This window comes from Brevibacterium sp. CBA3109 (assembly GCF_040256645.1).
GTDB lineage: Bacteria > Actinomycetota > Actinomycetes > Actinomycetales > Brevibacteriaceae > Brevibacterium > Brevibacterium koreense.
This window is the reverse complement of record NZ_CP158281.1, coordinates 2811444-2827904: the sequence shown is the minus strand read 5'-3', so window position 1 is coordinate 2827904 and position 16461 is coordinate 2811444. Positions and strand designations below refer to the sequence as shown.

Below are 16461 nucleotides of genomic sequence, written 5' to 3'. Positions count from 1 at the left end.
GGATGATTCCTATGACCGTCCACATGCGCAGACACGAGTATGACCATGAAGTTCCGTGGTCCCTGCCGATCGTGGTTCGACGGTCGAAGACGAACATCGCCCGCCACATCGACGTCCTCGAAGCCACCGCCCGAGCCGTAGTCGCCTTCCTCGACGACCCTCGCTCGCAGCCGGAGGGCCAGTGGTATGAGGCGGTCGAGTACTGGCGCGACGGAGCGATCCGCAAGGTCGTTCGCCGCGGAGACGGTCAGAAGCTCGAGGATGCACGGGCTCTTGGCTGCGTGTCGGTGACTTTCGGAGGCACAGAGGAATTCGGTCCGGCGGAGGCGCTCGTGTTGCCTCCCGGACCGGTCGACCCCCTGCCGAAGGAGCTGAAGAAGCTGCAGGTGGGCGGCACCGAGTTCCCCGATGAGGGCGGCACGTCAGTCACCGCCGATCAGGCCATTGTGACGATCGAGCTCTCACCGCTGGTGGCGCTGACGACGGGGAAGGCTGCGGCACAGTGCGGTCACGGCGCACAGCTGGCCTACGAGCAGATGCCCGCCGAGATTCGCCAACGGTGGCGCGAAGCAGGATTCGATCTGCGCGTGGTCACACCGACGAAGGCGGAGTGGGCGAAGACGAATCGACCCGTGAGCGTCGTAGACGCGGGTTTCACCGAGGTCGACGGTCCCACCGAGACCGTTCGTGCGTGGTGGTGAAGGTCCCGGTTACTCCGTGACTTCCTCTTTCTCGTCCTCGTAGAGGGGACGAGTCTTGGTACCGTTTCCGAACTCGTCGAGGATGATCATGTGCTTGACCATCTCGCCGGCTTCCTCATCCCAGACGTCGATGATGTCGCCTGGATGGGTCCCCGGCTGATAGAAATCTTCGTTGACTCCAGTCATCGGACTCACCTCCTGTAGTGCTTATGACCGTACGCCACTGTGATGCAAGTCTCAAGGATGCGGTTCGGCGCTTTGCCGCAGTGCGCCAGTTCTGCGGTGAGGTCGGCAGCGCGGTTAACATTGTGCGAGGTTGATCGACAGAGGGACACAGTACCGAAGGGATCGTGGTGGACGGGTGACGTTCAAGGGGCAACTGGTGTGCATGTTCTTCCCCGGTGGGCTGCTGATCATCATCGGCGGAGCAATGATCGACTATCTCCACGGTTTCGGTGTTGCTCTGGGCAGCGTCGGATTCCTGCTTCTCATTGCGTGGCCGATCTTCACGATCACCGTCCACATCAGGCACGAACGCAGACTCAAGCGGGCCGAGCGGCAGCGGGACGCAGAACCCGTGAGCATCACCCAGGTCGGGGCCCCGGTCGAGGAAGTCATCGTCCACGACCCGCTGCATACCTTCGTCACCACCGTCGAAAATCTGACGTTCCTCATCGGTCTTCCAGTGACGCTGCTCGGAGGTCTGGGCGTCTTCTGTCTGGTTACCGCGTCCAGTGATCCCAGCAAAGAGACCTTCAAGGTCGTAGCCGGCATCGGGTCACTGGGCCTTCTCGGCGCTTACCTGCTCCTCATCGTGCGAGGGCGAAGTGCCTTCACACTCAAGGTCATAGGAGCCGCTGTGACCGTGTTCGGAATTGCCGGTGCGCTCGCCGTTGGTCTTGTGCTGAAGGAAGACGGGATCACCAGTGTCAGCGATATCGTCATGGCGGTCGCCAGTGTGGTCATGATCGCAGGCGGCCTGTGGTTGGCGTTCACCGGGCGCAATACCTTCAAACGCGTGGACTGACGTCATCATGCTCGCCGTTCTGTCATGTCATTCGATGGTGTCTCACACGCTGGCGCGTGTGGAGTGTTCTTGTTCGAGCCAGTAGCACAGCTCTGGTTTGCCTACAGCGAATCCATTTGGTGCCCAGAGCACCAATTTCGAGTTGCCGTCTTCGGTCGGGAGCTCCGCGACGCCGAGACCTGCAGCCGCCTGTCGCTCAGCCTCGTCGGTGGTGATGACCATCTCGATGAACACATTCGAGTTCTGCTTCACCGGGTGGATGTCGAGGATCTCTGACCATGGGACGACCCCTGCCTTGGCGGTCTTCATGGCGATTCCCTCGGGGGAGACCGTCAGACCAGGAACGCGGGTGAAGAGCCTGCGCACGAGAACGACGCACCCGAGCAGGAAGAAGACGACGGCGACCCAGCCGATGATCATCCACAGTAAGCTGCCGCCGAGGCCCATGAGGAGGCCGATGAATACGAAGATCAGGGAGACGATGATGAGCCCCACTGTCTTACCGCGGGAGAACAGGAAGGGAACGGACTGTCCCTGGGCGAGAGTTGCTGCCCATGCGTCGACGTCCTTTTTCGGTGTTGCCATGCGGAGAGTCTCCTGAATAGTCAGTGGTTCCGGAGAAGGCGGAACACTCCATGATAGCCAAAGGCCGCTTGCTATGCCGCGTAGGGTCGGCGATTCTGTAGGCTGGAGGCCATCATGACGGAGAGACTGAAACTTCACAACGACGGTGGACGCACCCGTGACGTCGCCGAGGCGGGTCAACCCGGCGAGGACGAGTTCCGTGTCGATATCGAGCGGATCCGATTCTCCCCCTTCTTCTCACGGTTGGCCGCAGTGACTCAGGTCATCCCGCAGGTGGGTTCGGGCACCGTCATCCATAACCGGTTGACGCATTCGCTCAAGGTCTCTGCCGTGGCCCGTTCGATCGCCATCACCTTGAACAACTCCGACGAACGCACCCGTTCACTGCTTGGGGAACTCGGAGGGTGCGACCCGGTCGTGGTCCAGGCTGCCGCCGCAGCCCACGATATGGGCCATCCTCCGTTCGGCCACCTCGGCGAGAAGGAACTCGATCGTGTCTCGCGGTCGGTGCTGCGCCTGCCCGACGGATTCGAGGGAAATGCGCAGACGTTCCGCATCCTCACCGCTCTGGACAGCTGTGACGCCACGGCGCGTGGGCTCAATCTCACCCGGGCGGTCAAGGCCGCGGTGCTGAAGTACCCGTGGGCGCGTAGCGATTGGATCCAGCATCAGCGACTGAGCTCGGCCGAGATGCCCAGGGGAGTCGGTGACGAGGTGTCGCAGGGGGCGATGAAGTTCTCTGCCTACATGACCGAGACCGCCGAGATGCACGATGCGCTGTCGGTGTTCCCGCGCATGGGCCGGCACCAGCAGACGCTGGAGTGCGCGGTGATGGACGTCGCTGATGACATCGCCTATGCGGTCCATGACCTCGACGATTTCTACCGGTCGAACATTCTTCAGTACACCAGCGTCTCCGCCGAGATGACCCGGTGGCTCAGCGATTGCCGCGAGCTTGGCGGGCTGCACGACACGGAGTTGGACCGTCGCAGGCCGGGCCATGCGCTCGAGTCGATGTGGCGCCACGTTCAGGAGAAGGACCCGTGGATTGCCGACGAAGATGCGTTCCGGCAGTCGGTGCAGCGGGTCAACCGGGATCTTGTCGAGGGTCTGCTGGCCGTGCCCTATGACGGGGGACTGGAGGCCGACCGGGCCGTGACGGCGTTCACCAGGAGGTGGATCGATCGGCTCAAGGCCTCCATCGTCGTCGACTCCGAACCGCATATCCGCAGCGGGCATGTGCGTCTGTCAGACACCGCCTGGCACGACGTGGTGGTGCTGAAGTTCGTCCACTCGAGGTTCGTGCTCGAACGCTCTGACCTGGCCGTCTACCAGCGTGGGCAGACGAGGATCATCGCCTCGCTCGTGGAGGGCTTCCACGAATGGCTGCGAGACCCTGAGGAGGCGACCACGATCCCTCGCCGCCTGCTCGATTCGGTCGAAGCCGCCACCGAGGAGTACCAGGAGCTCTACGACAGGGATCCGGCCAGCCTCGGCGAAGAGGGAGCCAGTGCCATCGTCCGACTGGGGCGGGCTCGGGCGGTCGTGGACTACATCGCCTCGTTCACCGATGCGCAGGCCATGTCCGTCAACGCGTTGATCACCGGTTCCTCGGAAGAGCCGTGGGAGGCCGGACGGGGACTGTGACCGTGCGAGCAGGCGGACAGTCCCCGACAGGATGTTTGTCCGCTGACTGCTGCCAACGAGACCTTTATGCAGGTTGTGCAAAAGTGCAATAGTCTCGGATCATCCGCAGCAGCAGACTAAGGGGTTGAAGTGTGGGCGTGAAGAAGCGTTTCGCCGTCATCGGCGCGGGAATTATCGGATCCGCCGTGGCTCGAGGGCTGATCCAGAAGCACGACGGTGCAGACGTGACTTTGTATGAGAAGGAGGACCGGCCCGCAGCGCATCAGACCGGCCACAATTCTGGGGTCGTTCATGCAGGTCTCTACTATGAGCCCGGAAGTCTCAAAGCACTGCTCTGCCGCCGTGGTGTCTCACTGCTGCTTGACTTCGCGCGCGAACACGATGTCGCGTTCGAAGAGTGTGGAAAGGTCGTCGTCGCGACCAATGATGTCGAAGTGGAGCGGCTAGACGGGATCCATGCTCGCGCACGAGCGAACGGTGTCCCCGATGTCGAACTTCTGGACCGCGAGGGACTGCTCGAGGTGGAGCCGAATGCCGAAGGCGTGGCAGCACTGCACTCACCACACACCGGAATCATCGACTACCAGGGCCTGACCGAAGCCCTCGTCGCAGACTTCCGCCGCGGCGGTGGCCGGGTCCGATTCTCCACAGAGGTGAAGAGGATCGAGGCGCGCAGTGGGAGCGCCGGCAGCACTGCGATCGTCCATTCGAACTTCGACTCTCAGGAATACGACCAGGTCATCACCTGCGCCGGACTGCAAGCGGACCGACTGGCCGCACGCTCAGGCGAGGGCAGGAACCCAAGTGTCGTGCCGTTCTTCGGCCAATACTTCATCCTCGAGCCGAGCTTCAGCGACGTCGTCAACGGCCTCATCTACCCCGTCCCAGATCCGAAATACCCCTTCCTCGGCGTCCACGTGACCCGCCGCATCGATGGCGGACTGATGATCGGCCCCAATGCTTTCCTGTCCTTCTCCAGGGAAGGATACAAGGGACTCGGTCTCAACGTGCCCGACTCCCTCGCCGTCGCGACTGACCCGGGATTCTGGAAATTCGCAGCCGGCAACATGGCAACGGCCGCCCGGGAGATAGGCGGTGTGTTCTCGATCGAAAAATTCGTCGCCGAAGCCGCTCGCTACGTGCCCGCACTCGACGGAGCCGGCGGGCACCGAGCCACCCGCGGTATCCGGGCTCAGGCGATGAACCGGGATGGAACCCTGGTCGATGACTTCGTCATCGATCGCGCGGGAGCCACGATGTTCGTCCGGAATGCGCCCTCGCCCGGGGCCACCTCGGCGCTGGCGATCGCCGAACATCTCATCGACACCGCCACCCTCAACTGAGCGGACGAGGACGACGACCTTCCCCCCGGGCAACTGACGGTACCCGTGGGATGGCTGTTTACAAGCACCGGTGATAGGTGCAAGCCTGGAGTAGACCGCGCATATGTGGCACTGATGACGAACGGAGCTGATCGAGTCACCGTGAGCCGCTGAGGTCACGCTCGACTATGCTTCCGGGCTGCCCAGTCGTCTTCGAACTTTCCACGATCGTCGGCAGATGTCGACGAGAACAGTTGAGGAGCTGATGATGAACCTCGAAACTCTACGCACCGTCTATGACCAACAGGGACCTTTCGCCACCGTCTACATGGAAGGACGCTCTCCCGCCGCTGATGCCGAGAAGCAGGTGCGTCTCAGATGGGACGAGCTCCGTGAGAACCTGGCGAGCGCCGGGGCAGCGGAGGAGATTCTTGCCCACCTCGACGACACATTGATCGTCGAAGACATCACGGAAGTTCAGACCGACGGGCGAATCGTCGTTGCCAATGCCGGCGGGATCGTCCTCGACGAACATTGGGATGCTGCACTCGGCACCGGTGACGTCGCACATTATGGCCAATTCCCTGAGCTGGGTGCCTACGTCCGTGAAGGATCTCGTTTGGTCGACCTGGTCCTCATCATCGCCGACCAGGAAGGCGCAACCATCCGTGAGCTGCGTGTATCCCCTCAGCATGAGGCGACGCAGCACGATGAGTCACTTGTCAGCGGCGACAGCGACGAGGACATTCACGCACCACGTGAAGGAGCCCTGTCGCACAATCAGATTCGGCGTCGTGCCGATGAGATCGTCAAAGACAACGCTCGCGCGGTTGCCGACCATGTCGATGAGATCGTTCGTGTTCGCGCCCCGGAACTCGTCGTCGTTGCCGGTGAGGTTCAGGGCAGGACTGCAGTGAAGGCCGAACTCTCGACCAGAGCCGGCGAACTCCTGGAGGAGGTTTCGCAGGGAGGCACGGATGACGATGCTGCCGAAGAGGCGCTCTACAGTGCTTTGAAGTCGCTGGCTTCCGACCGCGTCCAGGCGAAGCAGCGCGAACACACTGAGAACCTGTCCTACAGCAAGGCGCACGACCTGGCTGTGGAAGGGCAGGAGAAGGTCTCTCAAGCTGTTCAGCGTGGGGCCGTCGCGACCGTACTCCTCAACTACGACGTCAGATCTGAAGGCGAGGGTCCGATCCTGGCTGACGCTGTTCTCTCCTCAGCCGAGGTTGGCCTCATCGACGGTGACGTCGCCGACGGAATGGCGGCGATACTGCGCTATGACGTTGCAACGGCCTTGGCAGACTGACGGCAGCAGACTGACCGCAAGAGACTGCGTTCCCGCATTCGACGGTGCCCATCGGCGTCGTCGGGTGCGGGAATTCGCGTTGTTGCGGTCTATCGCAGCAGGGCCGAACGACGGGCAGTCCCCGAACGGTCAGCCGCTGTCTGCGACGTAGACGCGTGAGCGAAGTCGCTGAGAGTGAGTCATGTTCTTGCGGCACCCGAATGATCTCGGAGCACGTGTCGACGTGGACGTCGGCATTTCCACTCTTGCAGTGATGCGAGAGTTTGCACAGAGGTCGTCCCGACTCCGGGCAACTCCACACCGGTCACTCAGCGTGCCTTGATGTCTGGGAAGCTGGGCTGGTCACGTATTCTGTTGTGAGTACGGCGGCGCGCATCGACCGCTGTGAGTCAGCTAGTGAAAGAGAGATCGGCACATGAGTGTTCTGGTGACCGGAGGTGCCGGATACATCGGCTCCCACGTAGTGCGGCTGCTGTCGGAGCGCGGCGATGACGTGCTCGTCGTCGACGACCTCTCCACCGGGATCGAAAGTCGAGTCACCGGTCTGCCGATCGTCAACCTCGACCTTGCCGCCTCCGACGCCGAAGACCGCCTCGTTGCCGCAATCGAAGAGCACTCGGTGGACTCGATCATCCACTTCGCCGCGAAGAAGCAGGTGGGCGAATCGGTCGAAGAACCGATCATGTACTACCGCCAGAACGTCGGTGGACTGACGAATGTTCTGGCAGCCGCCGAACGCTCCGGCATCGAATCCCTGGTCTTCTCATCATCGGCCGCGACCTATGGCATGCCCGATGTCGACATGGTCGGCGAGGATCTCGACTGCCGACCGATCAACCCTTACGGCCAGACGAAGCTCATCGGCGAGTGGATGATCGACAATGCGATCACCTCGGCGACAATGCGCGGTCAGAAGTTCAACGCTGTGAAGCTGCGTTACTTCAACGTCGCCGGTGCCGGCTGGTCAGACCTCGCCGACACCGCCGTCATGAACCTCATCCCGATCGTCCTCGGCCGTATCGCCGACGGCAAGGCCCCCATCATCTTCGGCGACGACTATGACACCGCCGACGGCACCTGCATCCGCGACTACGTCCACGTCAAGGACCTCGCCGAGGCCCACATCGCCGCGCTCGACTACATGAAGTCCGGGGCCACCTCGGAGACGGTGTTCAATGTGGGCACCGGAACGGGAGCGTCCGTCAAGGAAGTCATCGACGCCATCGCCGAGGCGACCGGACGTGAGATCGTGCCCGAGATGGGTGAGCGTCGTGCAGGAGATCCTCCCGCACTCGTCGCCGACGTGTCCCGGATCTCCGCGCTGCTGAGCTGGAAGGCCGAGTTCGACCTCGACGAGATCGTGGCCAGCGCCGTCGAAGCAGCCGGAATGCTGCCGGAGGAGTAGGTCGAGGGTTGCGCTGGTTTCTCGCGAAATGACCAGCCGGTCGCTGTTGCGAGTCGTGGAACTCGGTGCAGATGGTGCGAATTCACTCTCGATTGGTGGTCACAAACCAGCTGGGAAGCGGCATGATGGCACTATGACCATAGATCTCGATATTGCGCTCAACGCCGAGCTCGATCCCATCGTCGATGTCGCCGCTGGACTGGGCTTGGCACAAGAGGACATCGTCCCCTACGGATGGACCAAGGCCAAGGTCCCCATCGACGTTCTCGACAGAGCAGCCGAATCCAACACCGACGGCAAACTCATCCTCGTCACCGCCATGAGCCCAACACCGGCGGGCGAGGGCAAGACCACGACGAGCATCGGACTGGCCGATGGGCTCAACGAACTCGCACGCTCGAAACCCGAAGTCGGCAAGGCCATCCTCGCCCTGCGTGAGCCCAGCATGGGGCCGGTCTTCGGGATGAAGGGCGGAGCAGCCGGCGGCGGATACGCCCAGGTGGTGCCGATGGAGGACATCAACCTCCACTTCACCGGCGACTTCGCGGCCATCGCCGCGGCGAACAACCTGGCCGTGACCATGCTCGACAACCACATCCACCACGGCAACGAACTCGACGTCGACGTCAGGCGCATCCACATCCGCCGCGTCGTCGACCTCAACGATCGGGAGCTGCGCGGAGTCGTCGTCGGACTCGGCGGTATCAACGGGGGAGTGCCCCGCGAGGATGCCTTCGACATCGTCGTCGCCAGCGAGGTCATGGCGGTCTTCTGCCTGTCCACCTCGTTGACCGACCTCAAGGAGCGCCTGGGTCGAATCGTCCTCGCCCACAGCCGGACACGTGAACCCATCACGGTCTCCGACATCGGTGCTGCCGGGGCAATGACCGCACTGCTGCGCAATGCGCTCTCGCCCAATCTGGTCCAGAGCCTGGAGCATTCGCCGGCGTTCATCCACGGCGGTCCCTTCGCCAACATCGCCCACGGCTGCAACAGCCTGCTGGCGACGAGGGCGGCGATGACGTTGGGCGACTGGACCGTGACCGAGGCCGGCTTCGGTGCCGACCTGGGTGCCGAGAAATTCCTCGACATCAAGTGCCGCACCGCAGGCATCTGGCCCTCGGCTGTGGTCGTCGTGGCCACCTTGCGTGCGCTGAAGTACCACGGTGGTGTCGAGGTCAAGGACGTGCAGACGCCCAACACCGAGGCGATCCTCGGCGGTATGGTCAACCTCGAGCACCACTGCGACAATCTGCTCAATATCTATGGGCTGACCCCGGTCGTGTGCTTCAACCGGTTCCCCACAGACACCGACGAGGAGATGGCCGCTGCGATCAGCCATCTGCGCTCGAAGGGCATCTCAGCTGTCGAGTCGACCCACTGGGCCGATGGCGGCAAGGGTGCGTTGGCACTGGCCGAGGCGGTCGTCGAAGCTGCCGGAGGTGCGGGGAATGCAGGGGCGGCTGTCGATGACGGTTCGTTCTTCGTCGGAGGCGTTGCATCCGGAGACGCCGAGGCCCCCGCGGCGGGTTCCTCGGCACCAGGACCACAGGGGCAGTACAGCTACGAATTGGACCGTCCGCTGGAGGAGAAGATCCGCACGATCGCACAGCGAATCTACAGTGCCGCCGACGTCGACCTGCCGACCAAGGTCAAACGTAAGCTCAAGCAGTTCACGGACGAAGGCTATGGCGATGCGCCGATCTGCATCGCCAAGACCCAGTACTCACTGAGCACCGATGCCAGCCTGCGGGGAGCACCGAAGGATCACATCATCGCGGTCAAAGACGTGCGACTCTCTGCCGGTGCCGGCTTCGTGGTCGTCATCGCCGGTGACATCATGACGATGCCCGGCCTGCCCAAGGTGCCCTCGGCGCTGACAATCGACGTCACCGAGGACGGCAACATCACCGGACTGTTCTGAGCCTGCGACCGGGACTGAGCGTTCGACGCTGAGCGCGGGCAACCTCGGCGATGGGCAGCTGCTTCACTGGCGGGGCTTGTTCAGCCAGGGTCGCAGCAATCGGGTGCTCGCCGGCAGGAAGATGTAGGTCATCAGGGGTGTGAGGATGCAGATGTTGAGCAGGACGGCCAGCACTGTCGGCCAGCTCTCCAGCTGCGGCATGAGGAGGAGCGTCGAGAGCAGACTCAGTGGGAAGAACGGCAGGAAGATGCTCACTGCCTGCTTCCACCGCGGAGGCACGACCGTTTCGGGGATCGTCAGACTCTCCTCACCCTGCGGCTCGAACCAGCCCTCGATGCCCGTCCGATGTTCGACCCGGGTGGTCTCGACGAGTTCGGATGCGCTCTCGATCCACCACCGCCTGTCCTCGGACTCGTCCCAGGAGCGCAGCGATTTCGCATCGGCGAACCGATAGAGCACGTGCCATTCGTCCGAATCAGGGGATGTTCTCACCCACCCGGATCCCAGATACCCGTCGCGCTCGCGGGCCAGTTCCTGTCCCGCCTGCACCCACGCATTGAACCGGCGGTGGTGCTCGGGCAAGACGGTGCGAGAGATCGACACGGTGATCGGAGAGTGCTGAGGCATAGGTGCGATCCTAACGAATCCCACGACCGTCTATGTGCTGGGGGCGGGTGTGGTCTCGAGAGCCTCGGGCAGTCCGCCTGCGTCACTCGGCGCCGGTCACCCGCGCGAAGACGCGGTCGAGTGATGCCGCCAGCGCATCACGATTGTCCTCATCCAGCCACTCGCGGTGGAGCATCTCGTTGAGCCCACCTGGAGTTTCGTGGCCGGCGACCAGGGCGGAGAACGAGGCGTCGGTGGTTGCCAGGGTGTTGCCCAGGCCGGCGAACTGTCCGCGGACGATGCGCTCGGCGTCGTTCCGGTCCCATCCCTGTCCCACGAGCCAATCGGCGATCGTCTGGAGATAGGCATAGTAGGCCGACATCGTCGCGGTCGTGGCCGAGAGGGTGCTGAAGAGTTCCTCGGTCTCTGCGACCACGCTCCCGCCGAGGGTATCGAAGAAGTCTTCGACCTCGGCGTGAGCGGGAAAGACCGCGGTGACGCCGCGGCGCTCGCGCACTGGCGGCAGCGGGATGATCCGAACGATGGTCGGGTTCTGGGGCAGGAGCGGGGACAGTGTCTGAGTTGAGACTCCCGCGATCGCGCTGATCACTGTGCGATCAGAGGGAATGTCGAGTTCGGCGAGCACAGCCTCGGTCTGCTGGGGGAGGACGGAGAGGATGATGTGTTCACTGCGATCAATGACGTCCTGATTGCTCTCGCAGACCTCGACCCGGTCGAAGTCACTCGCCAGTCGGGCCGAGCGTTCGGCATTGCGCGGAGAGAGGAGGAAGTCCGGGTGGTCGGCACCGGCACACGATCCTTCCACAATCGCCGAGGCGATCTCTCCGACTCCGATGATTCCGATTGTTCTGCTCATGCTGCGCTCCCAACGACACTGATGCGTTCGCGAATGAGGGAAATCCCCCTTTCAGCATTGTGCCATCGGAACTCGGAATAGCGAGGGAATCGGACCGTCGTGGCCTCACCGCCTCAGAAAGCTCAACAGCGGCGGCGATGATAGTGGGCCCGCGTGCGATTTCTGCAACAGAATCGCACGCGGGCCCACTATGACGAGTGCCGGGAACTCAGAAGCTAGGCAGCACCGATCCGTCTGACCACTTGTCTTCGATGAACTTCTTCACCTCGGGGGAGTGGAGCAGCTCGTCGAGCTTCTTGATGTTCTCATCGTCCTTGTTCGCGGTGCGCGCGGCGAGGAAGTTGCCGTAGGGGTTGTCCTTGGCGTCCTCGAGGACGATTCCGTCCTTGGCAGGGCTGAGTCCGGCTTCCAGAGCGTTGTTGCCGTTGATGACCGAGGCGTCGACGTCATCGAGGGTGCGAGCCAGCTGTGCGGCATCGGCCTCGACGAACTCGACGTCCTTCGGGTTGTCCTCGACGTCGGAGAGCTTCGCATCGACCGCGTCGACGCCATCTTTGAGGGTGATGACCTTGGCCTCTTCGAGCATCTTCAGCGCACGACCCTGGTTGGCAGGATCGTTGTTGATGCCGACCTTTGCGCCCTTGGGCAGGTCGTCCACGTCCTTGATGGACTTCGAGAACAGTGCGAAGGGTTCGAGGTTGATCGGGTCGAACGCGGTGAGTTCGTAGCCTTGGCCCTCGACCTCTGAATCGAGGTAGGGCTTGTGCTGGAAGTAGTTGGCGTCGATGTCACCGTCGGACAGGGCCTTGTTCGGCAGGGTGTAATCCGTGTACTCGGTGACTTCGAGATCGAGACCGGCATCCTCAGCGAGATTCTCGTCGACGAAGCGCAGGACATCGCCCTGGGGCACCGGTGTGGCGCCGATCGTGAGCTTGGTGATGCCGCCGTCCTCCTCGCCCACGGAATCGGTGTCGCCGCCGACGAGGCCGCAGCCTGTGAGCAGCAGGGTCGCGCTCGCGGCGAGGGCGGTGAGCTTGATCTTCATGGTTCTCCTTGTGTGATGTGTGTCGTTGGTGTGACGAGAATTTCGATGCGGTGAGTCTTCATCGATGAGGCCGTGTGCTGTCGGGCCGGCCTCAGCGGTGGTCGACGACGCGAGCGAGCCGGTCGCCGATGAACTGGATGAGCGCGACGATGATGACGAGGACGATGATGCACGCGAGCATCGTGTCTGCCTGATACCGCTGGTAGCCGTACGAGATCGCCAGCGCTCCCAGACCGCCGCCGCCCACGGCGCCTGCCATGGCCGTGTAGGACACCAAGGTCACCGAGGTCACCGTTGCGGCCCCGATGAGCCCGGGCTTCGCTTCGGGGACGAAGACCTGCCGGATCACCTGACCGTTCGAGGCGCCCATCATCAGGGCAGCTTCGACCTTGCCTTCGGAGACCTCACGCAGCGAGTTCTCGACGAGGCGGGCGTAGAAGGGGATCGCACCGATGGTCAGGGACACCACGGTCGCCTGCCAGCCCAGGGCCGAACCGACCACGAAACGGGCGAAGGGGATGAGGGCGATGATGAGGATGATGAACGGGATCGAGCGCGTGATGTCGACGATGAGCGAGAGCATCCGGTGGAGCGCGGGCCGAGCCTTGAGCCCGCCCTTCGATGTGGTGAACAGCCAGATCCCCAGGGGCAGCCCGATGAGGACGGCCAGGCCGGTCGACCACAGGGTCATCAGCAGGGTCTCGATAGTGGCGGGCAGCATCTGCTGCGTGATCGCCGGGTTGTCGAACCATGTGGGGTCGTTCATCAGGCCGCCTCCTCCGCGTAGATTCCGTCCGCGTCCAGTGCGGCGATGAGCTCCTGCGACTGGGCCGGCCCTGCGACCGTGAAGCGGATCCGACCGACCTGCCTGCCCTCTATGGTTTCGACGGCACCGGCGAGGATCGCCTCGGCGCCGACCCCAACCGACTGTGCACTGGTCAGGACCTTGGGCAGGCTGGTACCGGCCAGCGACACCTCGACGAGGGCGGTGTCCGCCTCGTCCAAAGTGATGGGTGGAAGGGGCACAAGATCCTTGGACAGGTCCGATCCGGGCTCGGAGATGACCTCGGCGAGGGTGCCTGTCTTGGCCACCCGACCATCGGCCAACAGGGTCACCGAATCGCAGATCTCGCGGATGACGGACATCTCGTGGGTGATGATGAGGACGGTGATGCCCAGGCGATCACGAAGGGAGCGGATGAGGCCCAGGATCTGGTCCGTGGTGGTGGCATCCAGCGCCGAGGTGGGCTCATCACACAGCAGCACCTTGGGTTCGGCGGCCAGCGCCCGGGCAATGCCCACGCGTTGTTTCTGACCGCCGGATAGCTGGGCGGGATAGTTGTCGACACGATCACCGAGGCCGACTATCTCCAGCAGCTCGCGCGCCTTGGACAGGCGTTCGGACTTGGAGACCCCAGCGATCTGCAGCGGGTGGGCCACGTTGTGCAGGGCGGTACGGGAATCGAGGAGATTCACGTGCTGGAAGACCATGCCGATGCTGCGACGGGCCTGACGCAGACCGGAGCCGGACTGATCTGTGAGGTCGACGCCGTCGATGGCGACCGTGCCCGACGTCGGCGAATCGAGTCCGGTCAGGCAGCGGATGAGTGTGGACTTGCCGGCGCCGGAGCGGCCGACGATGCCGTGGATCTCTCCGGCAGGGACCGACAGGTCGATCTCCTCCAGAGCGACGGTGCCCGAGAACACCTTCCGCAGACTGCGCAGTTCGATCACAGGCGCCTCCTCGTGTGGGTGGGATGGGGACGGACGGCATGAGACCACAGAGCAGCAAGCCGACGATTCAGCATCCCAATATGGCGGCGCCTGACTTTATGCGGGTGTCATAAAGGGACGCACAACTGGGCGTTCGTGACCAAGGACACGAGGGTTCGCTGCGAACGTCATCTACCTCGTTGCGGAAGCGGTGCTCGAGTCGTCCGTCGAGTTGAGGAAGTTTTGGGCCGATTCTCGTGTCCTGAAGCGGACCGAAGTTTCCGCAACTCGGAGCTGCCGACGAACGCACCACCTCGTTGAAAAGGTGACGAACGGGCGAACTCTGTCAGAAGCCGTGGGGTCGGAGCATCGCAGTTCGCATTCTCGTCACTTCGTTGTCATGTCGCACCCGTATCACTGAGTAGCTAAGGTCCTGACCATTCGTGATTTCGGCGCGGTGGTCGGGCGAGAACGACGATGGGAACACCGTATGTTCGAGGACACCATCAGGATCGCTGCGATCGTTCCCTGCCACAACGAGGAGATCACGGTGGCGACGGTGGTCGGCGACCTCAAGGCGGCCGTCCCCCTGCTGGCCGTGGTCCTCCTCATCATCACCCGCTTCGTCCCGAAGACGTGGCCGCTCTGGATCCCGGCCCTGGGGCTGCTCGTGTATGCGTTCGGGCTGCGGAAGAACGCCATCTTCGCCATCGTCCCGATCGCGGTCTATATCGGATACTTGTTGGTCAAACGGCTGCGCAGCAGTCGACGCTTCTCCACGATCGCGGGACGGTTCGGCACGCGGGTGGGCGCTCGGTTCGCCGCTCGGCAAGCGATTGCGACGGCTATGGCCTCTCTGCTCGTTCTCGTCGTCCTGGGTGCGGGCCTCAAAGCCACGGATGCGGCCATCGAATCGCAGGAGGACGTGGCGGCCACCGGTCAGATCTCGCAGATCTTCCTCGACGACGTCATGTTCTCCGTGCCCAACGGCGCTCTCCAGGCCTCGGATGCCCCGGCCGAGCTCAAGGACAAGATCAGCACAGCTCGCGACAAATGCCTGGAGAAAGGCGAGATCTGGGACGCCTACTGGAACTGCTACGGCAAGGGCGCGACTGGGGAGCCGTTCTCGCCGATGGCCCAGCAGGAGGCGCTGAAGGACCTGTGGCTGAGCGAGGTGATCACCCATCCGCTCCGCTATGCAGAGTACCGGGCGGCAGTGTTCTCCTTCTACTTCTTCACCTCGGCCGTGGAGTACTGGCCGGCTGGTTGGCACCATGCCGCTGCACGGGTCGGCTTCGAGCAGGGCAATGACAAGGCCGACTACATCGTCAAGCCCTATGTTGAGGACTTCGCGCTCGACACGTTCCCGATGCTCTTCAAACCGTGGTTCTGGACCCTTCTGGCAGGTGTCCTTCTGGCCTTCCGATACCGCGCGCGACATCGCGACACGAGCGCTGCTGAACGGACGGCGACTGCGAGAACCTTCTGGCCCGAGATCACGATGCTGGCCACCTCGGCGCTGTTCTATGTGTTCGGATACTTACCCATCGTCCCGTCGAACCATTTCCGGTACACGTTCTGGCCAGCGCTCGCCGTCACCACCGCACTGCTGTTCGTCCTGGCAATGCGGCACACCCAGCGAGCCCCGACAGCCATGGATGTTTCGGAGCCGGGGCCCTGAGAGACCTCGTGATCGCCGGGCACGCCGCGTTCGGGGGCATTCAGCGAGTCCGAAACCTGGCCGATTAGACTCGATGCCTGTAATGGAAGAGTCATTGTCGGCCCGGTTGCGGCGCCTCGCGGCGGAAGCGTTCAAATTCCTCACTGTCGGTGGTCTGGGATACATCGTCGACGTGGGGCTTTCCAACGTCCTCGCCTACGGCTTGGGCTCGATCCCTCCGCTGCTCGAGGGCAGTCCGATCAAAGCCAAGATCGTCTCCACCATCATCGCCATGGTCGTTGTGTGGATCGGCAATAAGCTCTGGACCTACGGGGATCGGACGACCGATTCGAACCTGCGCGGCATCCTGCTCTTCGTCGCCGTCAACATGGCCGGAATGGTCATCTCCGTCATCCCGCTGGGCGTGACCTGGTACCTGCTCGATATGCGTGACCAGCTGACCTACAACATCTCGACGAACATCATCGGCGTCGGACTGGCGATGTTCTTCCGCTTCTACGCCTACCGGACGTGGGTATTCAAGGAAGCATCACCGGCCGCCGAGGTCGTTGTCGAGATGGACGAGCCCCGCAGGGTTCCCGACGACCGGAACTGAAAAAGGCAGCCGGCGGGCCAGCCT

At 63.0% G+C, this 16461-nt stretch carries 16 protein-coding genes; 9 read left to right on the top strand and 7 right to left on the bottom strand.

Features of this window, described 5'->3' with window-relative positions:
* Positions 1–11 precede the first annotated feature (11 nt).
* Positions 12–701, top strand: coding sequence for a peptidyl-tRNA hydrolase (locus AAFP32_RS12945; RefSeq protein WP_350269462.1), 690 nt, complete (start codon positions 12–14; stop codon positions 699–701).
* Positions 702–710: 9 nt separating this feature from the next.
* Here AAFP32_RS12945 and AAFP32_RS12940 read toward each other — a convergent pair whose 3' ends face one another.
* Positions 711–887 (bottom strand): hypothetical protein, encoded by a 177-nt coding sequence (locus tag AAFP32_RS12940; protein ID WP_350269461.1) that lies wholly within the window; start codon positions 885–887, stop codon positions 711–713.
* 175 nt (positions 888–1062) lie between these two features.
* Between AAFP32_RS12940 and AAFP32_RS12935 the strand changes: the two genes are divergently transcribed.
* Positions 1063–1728, top strand: a complete 666-nt coding sequence (locus AAFP32_RS12935; protein ID WP_350269460.1) for a hypothetical protein — start codon at positions 1063–1065, stop codon at positions 1726–1728.
* 42 nt (positions 1729–1770) lie between these two features.
* Here AAFP32_RS12935 and AAFP32_RS12930 read toward each other — a convergent pair whose 3' ends face one another.
* Entirely contained in the window at positions 1771–2313 is a 543-nt protein-coding gene (locus AAFP32_RS12930) for an STM3941 family protein (protein ID WP_350269459.1), read from the bottom strand.
* Between the two features lie 114 nt (positions 2314–2427).
* Between AAFP32_RS12930 and AAFP32_RS12925 the strand changes: the two genes are divergently transcribed.
* The 5 genes from AAFP32_RS12925 to AAFP32_RS12905 all read left to right on the top strand — a co-directional run bounded on the left by AAFP32_RS12925 (position 2428) and on the right by AAFP32_RS12905 (position 9920).
* Positions 2428–3960: a dGTP triphosphohydrolase gene (locus AAFP32_RS12925; RefSeq protein ID WP_350269458.1), complete on the top strand. Its 1533-nt coding sequence runs from the start codon at positions 2428–2430 to the stop codon at positions 3958–3960.
* A gap of 137 nt (positions 3961–4097) precedes the next feature.
* Entirely contained in the window at positions 4098–5303 is a 1206-nt protein-coding gene (lhgO, locus tag AAFP32_RS12920) for an L-2-hydroxyglutarate oxidase (protein ID WP_420883373.1), read from the top strand.
* A 247-nt stretch (positions 5304–5550) separates the two neighbouring features.
* The gene (locus tag AAFP32_RS12915; protein WP_350269456.1) at positions 5551–6591 is read left to right on the top strand and encodes a Vms1/Ankzf1 family peptidyl-tRNA hydrolase; all 1041 of its coding nucleotides are present in this window, start codon (positions 5551–5553) and stop codon (positions 6589–6591) included.
* A 415-nt stretch (positions 6592–7006) separates the two neighbouring features.
* A complete protein-coding gene (gene galE, locus AAFP32_RS12910; RefSeq protein WP_350269455.1) occupies positions 7007–7996 on the top strand; it encodes a UDP-glucose 4-epimerase GalE in 990 nt (329 codons plus the stop codon).
* A 133-nt stretch (positions 7997–8129) separates the two neighbouring features.
* Positions 8130–9920: a formate--tetrahydrofolate ligase gene (locus AAFP32_RS12905; protein WP_350269454.1), complete on the top strand. Its 1791-nt coding sequence runs from the start codon at positions 8130–8132 to the stop codon at positions 9918–9920.
* 63 nt (positions 9921–9983) lie between these two features.
* Here AAFP32_RS12905 and AAFP32_RS12900 read toward each other — a convergent pair whose 3' ends face one another.
* From AAFP32_RS12900 to AAFP32_RS12880, 5 genes are all read right to left on the bottom strand, one after another.
* Positions 9984–10547: an antibiotic biosynthesis monooxygenase gene (locus tag AAFP32_RS12900; RefSeq protein WP_069600737.1), complete on the bottom strand. Its 564-nt coding sequence runs from the start codon at positions 10545–10547 to the stop codon at positions 9984–9986.
* Between the two features lie 82 nt (positions 10548–10629).
* Positions 10630–11403 (bottom strand): NAD(P)-binding domain-containing protein, encoded by a 774-nt coding sequence (locus tag AAFP32_RS12895; protein ID WP_125240731.1) that lies wholly within the window; start codon positions 11401–11403, stop codon positions 10630–10632.
* 208 nt (positions 11404–11611) lie between these two features.
* Complete coding sequence (locus tag AAFP32_RS12890; protein ID WP_101620865.1) at positions 11612–12448, bottom strand: MetQ/NlpA family ABC transporter substrate-binding protein; 837 nt, start codon at positions 12446–12448, stop codon at positions 11612–11614.
* A 91-nt stretch (positions 12449–12539) separates the two neighbouring features.
* The gene (locus AAFP32_RS12885; RefSeq protein ID WP_069600734.1) at positions 12540–13214 is read right to left on the bottom strand and encodes a methionine ABC transporter permease; all 675 of its coding nucleotides are present in this window, start codon (positions 13212–13214) and stop codon (positions 12540–12542) included.
* On the bottom strand, positions 13214–14182 hold the full coding sequence (locus AAFP32_RS12880) for a methionine ABC transporter ATP-binding protein (protein ID WP_350269453.1): 969 nt from the start codon (positions 14180–14182) through the stop codon (positions 13214–13216). Before AAFP32_RS12880 ends, AAFP32_RS12885 begins: the two co-directional genes overlap by 1 nt.
* A 469-nt stretch (positions 14183–14651) precedes the next feature.
* Here AAFP32_RS12880 and AAFP32_RS12875 point away from each other — a divergent pair, with 469 nt between their 5' ends.
* Together AAFP32_RS12875 and AAFP32_RS12870 are read left to right on the top strand one after the other, a co-directional pair.
* Positions 14652–15842, top strand: a complete 1191-nt coding sequence (locus AAFP32_RS12875) for a hypothetical protein (protein WP_350269452.1) — start codon at positions 14652–14654, stop codon at positions 15840–15842.
* An 82-nt stretch (positions 15843–15924) separates the two neighbouring features.
* The gene (locus AAFP32_RS12870) at positions 15925–16437 is read left to right on the top strand and encodes a GtrA family protein (protein ID WP_083248804.1); all 513 of its coding nucleotides are present in this window, start codon (positions 15925–15927) and stop codon (positions 16435–16437) included.
* Positions 16438–16461 lie beyond the last annotated feature (24 nt).